The 13048-nt window shown below is 68.7% G+C and carries 15 protein-coding genes and 1 pseudogene; 13 read left to right on the forward strand and 3 right to left on the reverse strand.

All coding sequences use genetic code 11. The features are described 5' to 3' along the window. The 8 genes and pseudogenes from AC099J_RS02320 to AC099J_RS02355 form a co-directional block, all read left to right on the forward strand. Positions 1–168: pseudogene (locus AC099J_RS02320) on the forward strand (LysR family transcriptional regulator); the annotation flags it as partial. A gap of 100 nt (positions 169–268) precedes the next feature. Then, positions 269–1753: a 2-hydroxymuconic semialdehyde dehydrogenase gene (locus AC099J_RS02325; RefSeq protein WP_479613582.1), complete on the forward strand. Its 1485-nt coding sequence runs from the start codon at positions 269–271 to the stop codon at positions 1751–1753. Positions 1754–1774: 21 nt separating this feature from the next. After that, complete coding sequence (locus AC099J_RS02330) at positions 1775–2155, forward strand: RidA family protein (RefSeq protein ID WP_479613583.1); 381 nt, start codon at positions 1775–1777, stop codon at positions 2153–2155. Positions 2156–2238: 83 nt separating this feature from the next. Then, the gene (locus AC099J_RS02335) at positions 2239–2670 is read left to right on the forward strand and encodes a RidA family protein (RefSeq protein ID WP_479613584.1); all 432 of its coding nucleotides are present in this window, start codon (positions 2239–2241) and stop codon (positions 2668–2670) included. A gap of 1 nt (position 2671) precedes the next feature. Next, positions 2672–3250, forward strand: a complete 579-nt coding sequence (gene nbaC, locus AC099J_RS02340; RefSeq protein WP_479613585.1) for a 3-hydroxyanthranilate 3,4-dioxygenase — start codon at positions 2672–2674, stop codon at positions 3248–3250. After that, on the forward strand, positions 3247–4239 hold the full coding sequence (locus AC099J_RS02345; RefSeq protein WP_479613586.1) for an amidohydrolase family protein: 993 nt from the start codon (positions 3247–3249) through the stop codon (positions 4237–4239). The genes nbaC and AC099J_RS02345 overlap by 4 nt, the downstream gene beginning before the upstream one ends. Before the next feature lie 247 nt (positions 4240–4486). Further along, positions 4487–4921 (forward strand): MaoC family dehydratase, encoded by a 435-nt coding sequence (locus AC099J_RS02350; RefSeq protein ID WP_479613587.1) that lies wholly within the window; start codon positions 4487–4489, stop codon positions 4919–4921. Between the two features lie 39 nt (positions 4922–4960). Then, complete coding sequence (locus AC099J_RS02355; protein ID WP_479613588.1) at positions 4961–5947, forward strand: LysR substrate-binding domain-containing protein; 987 nt, start codon at positions 4961–4963, stop codon at positions 5945–5947. Between the two features lie 52 nt (positions 5948–5999). Here the strand turns inward: AC099J_RS02355 and AC099J_RS02360 are convergent, their stop codons facing one another. Beyond that, positions 6000–6749, reverse strand: a complete 750-nt coding sequence (locus AC099J_RS02360; protein WP_479613589.1) for an SDR family oxidoreductase — start codon at positions 6747–6749, stop codon at positions 6000–6002. Positions 6750–6918: 169 nt separating this feature from the next. Between AC099J_RS02360 and AC099J_RS02365 the strand changes: the two genes are divergently transcribed. From AC099J_RS02365 to AC099J_RS02380, 4 genes are read left to right on the forward strand one after another with little or no spacing between them, the layout of a single operon-like run. After that, positions 6919–7608, forward strand: coding sequence for a dienelactone hydrolase family protein (locus AC099J_RS02365; protein WP_479613590.1), 690 nt, complete (start codon positions 6919–6921; stop codon positions 7606–7608). A gap of 4 nt (positions 7609–7612) precedes the next feature. Further along, complete coding sequence (locus tag AC099J_RS02370; RefSeq protein ID WP_479613591.1) at positions 7613–8503, forward strand: amidohydrolase family protein; 891 nt, start codon at positions 7613–7615, stop codon at positions 8501–8503. A 24-nt stretch (positions 8504–8527) separates the two neighbouring features. Beyond that, the gene (locus AC099J_RS02375; RefSeq protein WP_479613592.1) at positions 8528–8875 is read left to right on the forward strand and encodes a RidA family protein; all 348 of its coding nucleotides are present in this window, start codon (positions 8528–8530) and stop codon (positions 8873–8875) included. A 22-nt stretch (positions 8876–8897) separates the two neighbouring features. Then, positions 8898–9545 carry a glutathione S-transferase family protein gene (locus AC099J_RS02380; RefSeq protein WP_479613593.1) on the forward strand — a complete coding sequence of 216 codons (648 nt, stop codon included), beginning with the start codon at positions 8898–8900 and terminating at the stop codon, positions 9543–9545. Here the strand turns inward: AC099J_RS02380 and AC099J_RS02385 are convergent. Then, on the reverse strand, positions 9514–10806 hold the full coding sequence (locus tag AC099J_RS02385) for a heavy metal sensor histidine kinase (protein ID WP_479613594.1): 1293 nt from the start codon (positions 10804–10806) through the stop codon (positions 9514–9516). The two genes, AC099J_RS02380 and AC099J_RS02385, sit on opposite strands and share 32 nt — an antisense overlap. Next, positions 10781–11455, reverse strand: a complete 675-nt coding sequence (locus AC099J_RS02390; RefSeq protein ID WP_479613595.1) for a heavy metal response regulator transcription factor — start codon at positions 11453–11455, stop codon at positions 10781–10783. The genes AC099J_RS02385 and AC099J_RS02390 overlap by 26 nt, the downstream gene beginning before the upstream one ends. 328 nt (positions 11456–11783) lie before the next feature. Between AC099J_RS02390 and AC099J_RS02395 the strand changes: the two genes are divergently transcribed. Beyond that, a complete protein-coding gene (locus AC099J_RS02395; protein ID WP_479613596.1) occupies positions 11784–12890 on the forward strand; it encodes a porin in 1107 nt (368 codons plus the stop codon). Positions 12891–13048: the final 158 nt, after the last annotated feature.

The raw sequence follows: 13048 nt of genomic DNA on the forward strand, positions 1-13048 counted from the left end.
ATGCTAGCAGTCGCAGACACCGCGCCCTGTAGTACGCCAGCCCGTCTTGTGGCGGCGCGCACGGTGGCCTGCACCCAGGCCGCGCACGAGTTGGCGCTCACACAGTCGGCCGTCATCCGGCAGATCCAGCAGCTGGAACAGGGTCTGGCCGTGCCCTTGTTCGAGCGCTGCGGGGTATTCCCGATGGCTATGCCTGACAGCGATCTTTTCATTATCCAAGCGTGATCGCGCTTCCTAGACTCCGCCGCATTCACACCCGGAGTCTGCAATGCCCGCCAAGTTCGCCCTGCCATCCACCCTCAAATCGCTGCGCAATTTCGTCGATGGCGACTTCATCTCCACCGACAAGCAGTTCGACAACGTGAGCCCGCTGGACGGCCAGGTGCTCGGCAAGGTGCACGAGGCCGACGCGGCGCTGGTCGACCGCGCCGTCAAGGCCGCACGCAAGGCCTTGTCCGGCCCCTGGGGCCAGGCCAGCGTGGAAGAGCGCGCCCGCCTGATGCACCGCGTGGCCGACGTGATCGAGCGCCGCTTCGACGAGTTCGTCGCCGCCGAAGTGGCCGACACCGGCCGGCCCATCGAGCAGGCCCGCGCGCTGGACGTGTTCCGCGGCATCAGCAACCTGCGCACCTTCGCCGACCTGGGCAAGGTCGCGCACGGCGACTACTTCGAGACGCGCCTGGCCAACGGCCAGAACCTCATGAACTACACCGTGCGCAAGCCGCTGGGTGTGGTGGCCAGCATCTGCCCGTGGAACCTGCCGCTCCTGTCCATGACCTGGAAGCTCGGCCCGGCGCTGATCTGCGGCAACACCGTGGTGGCCAAGCCCTCGGAGGAGAGCCCCTCGTCCGCCACACTGCTCGCCGAAGCCTTCCAGGAGGCTGGCGTGCCGCCCGGCGTGTTCAACCTCGTGCACGGCTTCGGCCCCGGTTCGGCCGGCGAGGCGATGACCAAGCACCCCGATGTGGACGCTGTCACCTTCACCGGCGAGTCGCGCACCGGCGCCACCATCATGAAAGCCGTGGCCGATGGCGTGAAGGAGATCTCGTTCGAGCTCGGCGGCAAGAACGCCGCCGTGGTGTTCGCCGACTGCGACTTCGAGGCCGCCGTCGAAGGCGTCATCAAGTCGAGCTTCTCCAATTCGGGCCAGGTCTGCCTGTGCTCCGAGCGCGTCTATGTCGAGCGGCCGATCTTCGACAAGTTCGTCGCCGCGATGAAGGCAAAGACCGAAGCCCTGAAGATCGGCTGGCCCGACGAGCCCGGCGTGTTCATGGGCTCGCTGATCTCGCACGAGCACCGCGACAAGGTGCTGGAGTATTACAAGCTGGCCGTGCAGGAGGGCGCGACGGTGGTGACCGGCGGCGGCGTGCCCAAGTTCGGCGATGCGCGCGACAACGGCGCCTTCGTGCAGCCGACGATCTGGACCGGCCTGCCGGACGATGCGCGCTGCGTGCGCGAAGAGGTGTTCGGCCCGGTCTGCCATATCGCACCGTTCGACACCGAGGAGGAGGTCATGGCCCGCGTCAACGGCACGCCCTATGGCCTGGCCGGCTGCGTGTGGACCACCCACCTGGCGCGCGCGCACCGCGTGTCGCGGCAGTTCCATGTGGGCATCGTGTGGATCAACACCTGGTTCTCGCGCGACCTGCGCACGCCGTTCGGCGGCTCCAAGCTGTCGGGCATCGGGCGCGAGGGCGGCCGCTTCTCGCTGGACTTCTATTCGGAGACCACCAACATCTGCGTGTCCGTCTGAGCCGGGTCACAAGGCCTTGCCATGCGTGAACTGCTGACCTCCGCGCGCGTTGCGGCGCCGCGCTTTCTCTACACACCCTGCGTGCGCAGCGGGCCTCTGGGCTTCGTCTCGGGCATGGTGGCGCTGGACCCGGCCGGCGGCGGCCTGGCCGAGGGCGGCATGGACGCCCAGACCCAGCGCGTCTTCGACAACCTGAGGCTGGCGCTGCCCGACTACGGCTTCACGCTTGCGCAGCTGTGCCTGGCGCGCGTCTACCTGGCCGACTTCACGCAGTTCGACGTGTTCAACGCGGCCTGGGAACGCCAGTTCGCCGACGTGGCGCCGCCGGCGCGCACCACGCTGGGCGTCAGCGCCTTGCCGCTGGGCGCGCTGGTCGAGATCGAGTTCGTGTTCCACGCCTGAAGAGGACACCGATGCGCCACCCGCTGCATTCGGTGGTGCAGGCTTCGAGACTTCTCCACCCGCATCGCAGGAACCCCACCACCATGAGCACCCAGGCCCAACTCGTCGCCGGCAAGGCGACCCCGCGCGGACGCTTTCCGCATGTCAAGCGCGCGGGCGATTTTCTGTTCGTCTCGGGCACCAGTTCGCGCCGGCCCGACAACAGCTTCGAAGGCGTGCAGGTCGATGCCATGGGCGTCACCGCGCTGGACATCCGCCAGCAGACCCGCGCGGTCATCGAGAACATGCGCGACATCCTCCAGAGCGCGGGCGCCGACCTCGCCGACCTGGTGGAGACGCAGGCCTTTCTCGTGAACATGAACGACTTCGGCGGCTACAACGAAGTCTGGGCCCAGTATTTCGACTACGACGGCCCGACACGCACCACCGTGGCCGTGCACCAATTGCCCCACCCGCACCTTGTGATCGAGATCAAGGGCGTGGCCTACAAACCCCTGCTTCCCAAGGAGACATGACATGCAGCTCACATACGGGCGCCCGCTGAACTTTCCGCGCTGGCTCGACCAGAACGCCCACCTGCTGAAGCCGCCGGTGAACAACCAGCAGGTCTGGCAGGACAGCGATTTCATGGTCACCGTGGTGGGCGGGCCGAATGCGCGCAGCGACTTCCATGACGATCCGGTCGAAGAGTTCTTCTACCAGTTCAAGGGCAATGCGTCGCTGTTGATGTGGGAGGCGGGCCGCTACGAGCATGTGCCGCTGCGCGAGGGCGACATCTTCCTGATGCCGCCGCACACCCTGCATTCACCGCAGCGCCCCGAGGCTGGCAGCCTGTGCCTGGTGGTGGAGCGCAAGCGCCCGCCCGGCCAGTACGACGCGCTGCAATGGAACTGCGCGGCCTGCGGCGCCGTGGTGCAGCGCCACGAGATGCTGCTGCAGAGCATCGTGGCCGACCTGCCGCCGGTGTACGAGCGCTTCTACACCAGCACCGAGGCCGAGCGCAGCTGCACCCTGTGCGGAGAGGTCCATCCCGGGCGCGACTTCGCCAGCTGGCACCGCACGCTCAACGAGAACAGCAAGGGGGTGCTCGCGTGATCGACATCCACTCGCACTTCCTGCCGCCCATCACGCGCCAGGAGGCCCATGCGGTCGAGGCCGAGCGCGCGCCCTGGCTGGCCATCGACGCCGGCGGCAAGACCGGCCAGATCATGCTGGGCGACCGTCCCTTCCGCCCGGTGCACCGCGCGCTGTGGGATGCCGACACCCGCATCGCCGAGCTGGACGCGCAGGGCATCGCGCTGCAACTGGTCTGCGCCACGCCGGTGATGTTCGGCTATGCCTGGGAGGCCGCGCGCGCAGCCGACTGGGCCGCGCAGATGAACGACAAGGCGGTGGCCTTCTGCGCCCCGCACGCCACGCGGCTCAAGCCGCTGGCCCAGGTGCCGCTGCAGGACGTGCAGCGGGCCTGCGCCGAAGCTTCGCGCGCCATGGCCGCCGGCTGCGTGGGCGTGCAGATCGGCAACCACGTGGGCGACAAGGACCTGGACCACCCCGACCTGGTGGACTTCCTGACCTACTGCGCCGAGAACGCCGTGCCCGTCTTCGTGCACCCCTGGGACATGATGGGCGGCGGCCAGCGCATGAAGAAGTGGATGCTGCCCTGGCTGGTGGCGATGTCGGCGGAGACGCAGCTGGGCATGCTGTCGCTGATCCTGTCCGGCGCGCTCGAGCGCATTCCGCCGTCGCTCAAGATCTGCTTTGCCCATGGCGGCGGCAGCTTCGCCTACATGCTGGGCCGCGCCGACAACGCCTGGAAGCACCGCGACATCGTGCGCCAGGACTGCCCGCGCCCGCCCTCGGAATACGCGCACCGGCTGCACGTGGACGGCATCGTGTTCGACCCGGGTGCGCTGCGCCTGCTGGTCGACGTGATGGGTGCCGAGCGCGTGATGCTGGGCTCGGACTACCCCTTTCCGCTGGGTGAGCAGGAGGTCGGCGCGCTGGTGCGCGGGGCCGGCTTCCTGAACCCGGCGCAGCGCCAGCAGATCCTGCAGGACAACGCGCGCGCCTTCTTCGCGCTGTAGCACCGCATACCGGCGCCGCCGCAGTGGCCAGCGGCGCCTGGTGATCTGCCTGTGCATCGTGCTGTTCAGCCGGTTCACCGCGGCGGCCAGCTTCAAGAGCATCTACCAGGCCCAAGTTCTTCGTGCGCAGCGCCTGCAGGCGTTCAGAATGCGCGGGGCGGGCACGCAAGGCGCGGCGCCGCAGACCCAAGACACACCCGACCCGAAACGCTGGCCGCCTGAGCCACGACCCCAAGGAGACACCCCCATGAACGAACTGAACGGTTACGACTTCGAAGACCTCACCGTCGGCATGCAAGCCAGCTTTGCCAAGACCATCACCGAGGCGGACATCATCCTGTTCGCCGGCGCCTCGGGCGACAACAACGCGGTGCACATCAACGAGGAGTTCGCGCAGACCACGCAGTTCAAGGGCCGCATCGCCCACGGCATGCTGACGGCCAGCGTGATCTCGGCGGCCATTGCCGGGCGGCTGCCCGGGCCGGGCACGGTCTACCTGGGGCAGAACCTGCGCTTCAAGGCGCCGGTGCGCCCGGGCGACACGGTGAAGGCCACGGTCACCGTCAAGGAGATCTCGCAGGAAAAGCGCCGCGTGACGCTGACCACCGTGTGCACGGTGGCCGGCAAGGTCGTCATCGATGGCGATGCGCTGGTGATGCCGACGTCGCGGGCGGAGCGTTGAGGCCGCACTGATGGCAACCCCGCGCCATCCCGTCGGCGCATGAAACCCGAAAAGCACTCCCGGCTCTCGCTGGCCCGCACGCTCAAGCTGCACCAGCTGGCCGTGTTCGAGAAGGTGACCGAGGCCGGGTCCATCATGGCTGCCTCGCGCGAATTGGCGATGACCCAGCCGGCGGTCAGCAAGTCCATCCACGAACTGGAACGCCACCTGGGCGAGACCCTGTTCGTGCGCGGCAAACGCGGCGTGGTGCTCACCGAGTTCGGCGTGGCGTTCGAGCACCACGCCAAGCCCTTGCTGGCCGAGCTGCGCTACCTGGCCGAGGGGCTCAACGCCTGGCACAGCGGCACCTCGGGGCATGTGATCGTCGGCACCTTGCTGACCGCGTCGACAGCCTTGCTGCCCGACGCCATCGCGCGCCTGCTGGAGGCAACGCCGGACATCACTTTCGAGGTGCGCGTGGGCACCAATGCCACCTTGTTTCCAGCCCTGGCGCGCGGTGACCTGGACATCGTCATCGGCTTCCTGCCGGCCCCAAGCGACCCTATCTTGCTGCCCGACGAGCGCGCGCGCCTGGCGCACGTGACGCTGTACGACGAGGCGCTGTGCGTGGTGGTCTCGCGCGAGCATCCGATTCGGCGCCGGCGCAAGATCGCATTGGCGGACTTGCAGGCGCTGCAGTGGATCCTGCCGACGCCGGACTCGGTGGCCTTTGGCACGGCCCGCGCGATGTTCGAAAAGACGGGCCTGCAGCTGCCGCAGCGCGTCGTGCACTCGGTGTCCATCCTGACCAACATCGCGCTGCTGCGGCGTTCGTCGATGGTCGCGCTGATGCCGATGTCGGCTGTGACTGCGTTGCAGCACGCAGGGCTGGTGGCCATCTTGCCAATGGGCTCGCTCGGCGTGTTCGGCACCGTGGGCTACACCGTGCGCTCGGACCGGCCACAAGGTGCGGTGTTAAGCCGCTTGACGACGGCCTTGCGCGATTCCATTCCGCCGCGTGGCGAGCGCGCGGCGCGGCCGCCGTGACCTCAGCCGCGCAGGGGAATGAGCGCCAGCCTGATCGTGAACGGGCCTTGAATCACCGGCCGCCTGAGACGTCGATCAGCGCCATGGTGGTGTAGCTGGCCCCTTCGCCCATCAGCCACACGGCGGCCTGCGCCACCTCGTCGGCCGTGCCGCCGCGCCCCATGGGCACCAGGTGCGCCAGCTGGGCCACGCGGTCGGGCAGGCCGCCCGAGGCGTGGATGTCGGTCTCGATCAGGCCGGGGCGGATGGCGTTGACGCGGATGCCCTCGGCCGCCACCTCCTTCGCCAGGCCGATGGTGAAGCTGTCGATGGCGCCCTTGCTGGCCGCGTAGTCCACATACTGGCCGGCGCCCCCCAGCCGCGCGGCAGCGCTGGACATGTTGACGATGCTGCCGCCCGCGCCGCCATGGCGCGTGCTCATGCGGCGCACGGCCTCGCGTGCGCAGACCAGCGCGCCGAGCAGGTTGATGTCGAACATGCGGCGCAATCGGGCCACGCTCATGTCCTCCAGCCGCTGCGCGGCATCGACCACGCCGGCGTTGTTGACCAACGCCGTCAGCCGGCCCAGCTCGGCATCGACGCGGGCGTACATGGCCAGCACCTGCGCCTCGTCCGCCACATCGGCCTGCACGGCAATGGCGCGGCCGCCGTCCAGTGCGCGGATCTGGCGCACGATGTCTTCGGCTGCGGCCGCATCGCGCGTGTAGTTGACGGCCACGGCCCAGCCCTGGCGCGCCGCCAGCAGCGCGGTGGCCGCGCCGATGCCCCGGCTGCCGCCGGTGACGAGAACGATCTTGTCCATGTGAGCCCCCATGTGTCTGTTGCATCTGTCTCTTCAGACGGTGGCGCATGCTAAGTCAGTGCCTGGTGTGCCCATGCCGGTGTGCCCCGCAGGGACAAGGGGAATCCTGCTACAAACCAGCTTCGCGATTTCCGCCACCCCCAACACAAGCAACAGGAGCACGACCAGCATGGGCCAGTTCATCGACCTCACGTCCGCCGACGGTTTCGTCTTTCCCGCCTACGTTGCCGAGCCGGCCGGCGCGCCCAAGGGTGCCGTCGTCGTGCTGCAGGAAATCTTCGGCGTCAACTCGCACATCCGCAGCGTGGCCGATGGCTATGCCGCCCAGGGCTATCTGGCCGTGGCGCCGTCCACCTTCCACCGCGTCAAGCCCGGCGTGGAGCTGGGCTACACCGGTGACGACATGCAGGCCGGCATGGGCCTGAAGGCCGCTGTCGAAGAACTGCCCGCGCCCGGCGTGCTGGCCGACATCCAGGCTGCCATCGACCAAGCGGCGAAGCAGAGCGGCGGGAAGGTCGGCATCGTCGGCTACTGCTGGGGCGGCCTGCTCACCTGGCGCAGCGCCTGTGGCCTGACCGGCCTGGTCGCGGCCGTGCCCTACTACGGCGGCGGCGTGACCACGGCCGAGGAGGTCGCCCGCAAGCCAAAGGTGCCGGTGCTCGCGCACTTCGGCGAGAAGGACCACTGGATTCCGCTGGACTCGGTGCAGGCCTTCAAGAAGGCGCACCCCGAGGTCGAGGTCCATGTCTACGCGGCCGACCACGGCTTCAACTGCGACCAGCGCGGCTCGCACGACGCACCGGCCGCCAAGCTGGCATTGGAGCGCACGCTCGCCTTCTTCAAAAAGCACGTGGGCTGACGACGTGCGCGCGCGCCTGACTGCCTCCTCGGCTGCACTGGCCACGCTGCTGCTGGCAGCGGCCCTGCCGGCGCGCGCTGCAGACTACGCGGGCCCGCTGTTCGACACGCACCTGCACTACAACGTGGAGGCGTGGAACCTGCCGGCCGCGCCGCACCCGCTGGCCGACGCGCTGGGCCGCATGCAGCGCAACGGCGTGCGCGCCATCATCGCCAACTCACGCACCAACGACGGCACCAAACTGCTGGCCGACAGCCCGATGACGCAGCAGGCCGGCGTCACCGTCGTGCCCTTCATCCGCCTGTACCGCAACCGCGACGACTACAGCAACTGGTTCCGTGACCCGTCGATTGCCGAGATGGTGCGCAGCGAGTTCGCCAAGGGCACCGGCGCCGGCCCGTACCGTGGCATCGGCGAGTTCCACTTGTACGACAGCGCCAACGCCAACGGCCCGGTCGCCATCGAGCTGATGCAGTTCGCGCAGGCACACCAGCTCGCGGTGCTGGCGCATGTAGACGATGTGGCCATCGACCTGTTGATGGCGCACGCGCCCGATGCCCGCTTGATCTGGGCGCACACCGGCATCGGCGGCGCACCGGCGGCGCGCGTCGATGCACTGCTGGCGAAGTATCCAAAGCTGATGGGCGAGCTGTCGTACCGGCCCGGCCTCACGTGCGAGGGCGGCCTGCTGTGCCCCGATTGGCGCGCGTTGTTGCACAAGTACCCCACGCGGTTTTTGATCGGCTCGGACACCTGGGTCAACCAGCGCTGGCAGTCCTACGACGCCTTGATGCAGGCCTACCGTCGCTGGCTGGGTGACCTGCCGGCGCCGCTGGCGCGCCGCATCGCCTGGGACAACGCGGCCGGGCTGTTCGGCATGCCGCCGCCTCCCTGAACCTTTCTTTCACTTGGAGTTTCCATGACCATCCAACGCTTCGAACCCAACCCCATCCTGTCCAACGCCGTGGTGCACGGCAACACGGTGTACCTGGCCGGCATCGTGGCCGATGACGCCACCGCCGACGTGAAAGGCCAGACGCAGCAGATCCTGCGGCGCATCGATGCTTTGCTGGCCACCTGCGGCAGCGACAAGACCAAGCTGCTCTCGGCCCAGATCTGGCTGACGGACATCGGCAACCGCCCGGCCATGAACGAGGTCTGGTCGGCCTGGGTCGACCCGGCCCAGCTGCCGGTGCGCGCCTGCGTCGAGGCCAAGCTGGCCGACCCGCGCCTCTTGGTCGAGATCATGGTGGTGGCGGCCAAGTAGCCGCGCACGAGCGCAAGCCCCCATGCTGCAGCTGTACTACCACCCCACCGACGCCAGCATGGCGCCGCACATGCTGCTCGAAGAGCTGGGCGTGCCGTTCGCGCTGCAGTTGGTGGACCGCGCCAGCAACGCGCACAAGTCCGAGGCGTACCTGCGGTTGAATCCGAACGGCCTGATCCCGGTGCTGGTGGACGGCGACACGGTGCTTTATGAGACGGCCGCGATCCTGCTGCACCTGGCCGACCGCCACCCGCAGGCGGCGCTGGTGCCGGCGTTGGGCTCGCACGAGCGGGCGCAGTTCTACAAGTGGATGTTCTGGCTGTCCAACACCTTGCACGCCACGCTGATCTTGTATTTCTACCCCGAGCGCTGGGCCTCGCCGGACCACGTGCACGGCGCCACCACCATCAAGGCGCGCGCCGAGGCGCGCGTCGGCAGCTTGCTCGAACTGCTGGACCAGGAACTGGCGCGCCATGGCCAGCCCTGGCTGCTGGGCGAGACCTACAGCGCGCTCGACCCCTACCTGTTGATGCTGTGCCGCTGGACGCGCAATTTCGGCCACCCCGCACGCTCGATGCCGCACCTGGGGCCCTACCTGTCGCGCATGCTGGCGCGGCCTGCGGTGCAGCGCGCCTACGCTAGCGAGCAGATCGTGAACGATCTGGTCTGAAGTCGACGAGCCGGCGCTGCGGCGTCGGAAAGTCCAGCGCGAACACCGTCGGCTGGCCGGGTGCGCTGCGGGCGCTGGCGCGACCGCCATGCAGGTGCATGATGCTTTGCACGATGGCCAGGCCCAGGCCCGAGCCGGGCTCAGTGGGCACGTTCGGGTCTTCCACGCGGTAGCGGCGCTGGAAGATGCGGTCGTGGTGTTGCGGGGCGATCGGTGCGCCCTGGTTCGCCACCTCGATGCGGACCTGGCCCTGTGGCGTGCTGCGGGCCGACAGCACGACCGTGCTGCCTGGCTGCGCATGGCGCAGCGCGTTCGTGAGCAGGTTGCCCACCGCGCGGCCGAGCAGGGTGTCGTCGGTCCAGACCTTGAGCGGCTGCGGCGCGTTGGCGTGCGGCCCGCCATCCACCACCAGTTCCAGCCCGCGCTCTTGCGCCAGCAGGCCGAAGTAGTCGGCCCACTGCGCAAGGCGCGGCGCCAGCGGCACCCAGGCAGGGGCGATGCGCGTCTGCGCATGGTCGGCGCGTGCCAGGAACAGGATGTTGTCGATCAGCCGGCCGATGCGCTCGTAGTCGTCGACCGCCGACGCCAGCACGGCGCGGTATTCGTCGGCACTGCGCTCGCGCGCCAGCGTCACCTGGGCCGCCGTCTGCAGGCGGTGGATGGGTGCGCGCAGGTCATGCGCCAGATCGGACGAGAAGTCCGACAGCCGGCCGAACGCGTCCTGCAGGCGGTCCAGCATGCGGTTGAAGGCGTGCGCCACCGGCTGCAGCTCGGTCGGGCTGTGGCCGGGTACCAGGCGCTCGTGCAGGGCCTGGGCGCCGATGCGGTCGGCCGTGTCGCCCAGGTGCCGGGCCGAGGCCAGGATGCGCCGCGTGATCCACCAGGCGAACAGGCCGGCGATGGCCGCGCCGGTGCCCAGCGTGAGGAACAGGATGCGCCAACCACGGCGGATGAAGTCCGTGCGTTGCTCGTCCCATGGCCGGGTCTGCCGCTGCTGCAGATCCATGTCGGCACGCACTGGTGGGCGCGTGGTAGGCAGATGCGCTGCGTTTGCGACGGGCGCGCTGAGCGCGTCGAACTCTTCGGCCATCAGGCGGCCCACCATGGCGCAGCTGGCCACCACCAGCAGCGCCGTGACCAGTGCGATCGCCAGCGCGATCTGCGCCGCCATGGAGTCGCGCAGCCGGGCCATGCCGCGCAGCGCGACCTCAGGCGCGGCGCTGGGCACGGGGCGATCAGGGGTCGCGCTGATCGAGGACATAGCCGACGCCACGTACGGTGTGGATGAGCTTGCCGGCAAAGGGGTCGTCCACCTTGGCGCGCAGGCGGCGCACGGCGACGTCGATGACGTTGGTGTCGCTGTCGAAGTGCATGTCCCACACGGCCTCGGCGATCAGCGTGCGCGAGACCACTTCGCCGGCGTGGCGCGCCAGGTAGTCGAGCAAGGCGAACTCCTTGGTCGTGAGGTCGATGCGCTGGCCGGCACGCTGCACGCGGCGGCGCAGGCTGTCGATCTCCAGCTCGCCGATGCGGAGCAGGGAGTCGGCGGCCGGCATGCCGCGCCGCGCCACGTTCTGGATGCGGGCCAGCAGTTCGGCAAAAGCGAACGGCTTGACCAGGTAGTCGTCGGCGCCAAGTTGCAGGCCCTTCACGCGGTCTTCCACCTGGTCGCGGCCGGACAGGAAGAACACCGGCGTCTGCTGCTGCGCGCGCAACGTGCGCAACACCTCGAAGCCGTCGGCGCCGGGCAGCACCACGTCCAGCAGGATCAGGTCGTACCGGCCCGAGGTGGCCAGGTGCAGGCCCTCGATGCCGTTGTGCGCGGTGTCCACCACGTGGCCGTGCTCGGTCAGGCCCTTGTGCAGGTAGGCGGCGGTCCGGGGTTCGTCTTCGATCGTGAGCAAGCGCATGGCGGGGAGCTTCGGCAGGGAGAAAGCAGGCTTGGTGAGCCTGTGTATCGGCCAGCGGAGCTGGCGGACTGACTTTAGGTGGCGCATGCCGGCGCATCAATGGACGCGCCGGCAACGCACTGTTGCCGAATTGGAAATAGAGGCGGCGACTGCGTGCCTGTCGTAACGGCGGTACGGCGTGGTCCCAAACGCGGGGGGGTGTGCGCATGGTGCCCCTGCGTTTGCGATGCGGGGCCTCGCGGCGCGGGCAGCCGGTGCCTACGCTTCACCCCATGGCCCGCCACACGACGCGGGGCATGTACCGATCAAACCTCACTCAAGGATGACCATGAAAAAATTCGCCGCACTGGCAGTTCTGGCTGCTGTCAGCGCCACCTCTTACGCGCAATCCTCCGTCACGCTGTTCGGCGTGGCCGACGCCACCGTGCAGATCGGCCGCGGCAGCGATTCCAACAAGTCCGGCCTGGGCAGCGGCGGCAATGCGTCGAGCCGCCTCGGCTTTCGCGGCGTCGAAGACCTCGGCGGCGGCCTGAAGGCGGGCTTCTGGCTGGAATCGGGCTTCAACCTGGACGACGGCAGCGCCTCGACCAACCGCACGTCCGGCCAGGGCGGCGGCAACAACCAGTTCGGCACCATCGCCAACGACAGCGGCCTGCGTTTCGCGCGCCGCGCCACCGTCAGCGTGATGGGCGATGGCTGGGGCGAGATTCGCCTGGGCCGTGACTTCTCGCTGCAGTACCTGACGGGCTCGGCTGCCGACCCGTTCGGCGACAACGGTGTGGGCGCGACCCTCATGACCAACACCACGCTGGGCGTGAGCGGCCCCGTCGCCACCCGCGTCGACAACTCGGTGGCCTACTTCACGCCGAACTTCGGCGGCTTCTACGGCGCCCTGCAGGCCTACCGTGGCGAGCAGAACGCTGGCGCGACGCGCGACAACGGCAATGGCTACGCCGCCCGCGCCGGCTACAAGAACGGCCCGGTGGACGTGAGCCTGGCCTACGGCAAGACCGACTACACCGCCGACGCGACGAACTTCCGCATCGGTGACATCAAGGACTGGAGCGTTGCAGGCGCCTACAACTTCGGCCCCGCCAGCCTGCTGGCCGGCTACCGCCAGGCCGAGGTCAGCAACGCCACCTTCGGCGATCCGGAAACCACCTCCTACACGGTGGGCACCAAGGTGCCGGTCGGTGCAGGTGAGATCCGCGCTTCGTGGTCGCGTGCCGAGCTCGAGTACCTGGGCGTCGATGCCAAGGCCGACAAGTTCGCCGTGGGTTACGTGCACAACCTGTCCAAGCGCACCGCCCTCTACACCACGTTTGCGTACGTGAAGAACAAGGGCGGCGCCGGCATCGCACTGAACGGCGCGACGCTGACCAGCGCGAACGACAACTCCAAGGGCCTGGACATCGGTCTGCGCCACGCGTTCTAAGCCGGGCGTTGCCCGCCTCGCCAGCCTGCGCTGGCGAGCTTCTCCAAGGTGAATTTTTCGCCCGCATCCCGCAAGGGGTGCGGGCTTTTTCACATGGGTCGGCGCCACGCCAACATGACGCGAATGTCATGCGCGCGCCATGTTGCCGTCAGGCGCCG

The organism is Rhodoferax sp. RT4P68 (assembly GCF_056521305.1).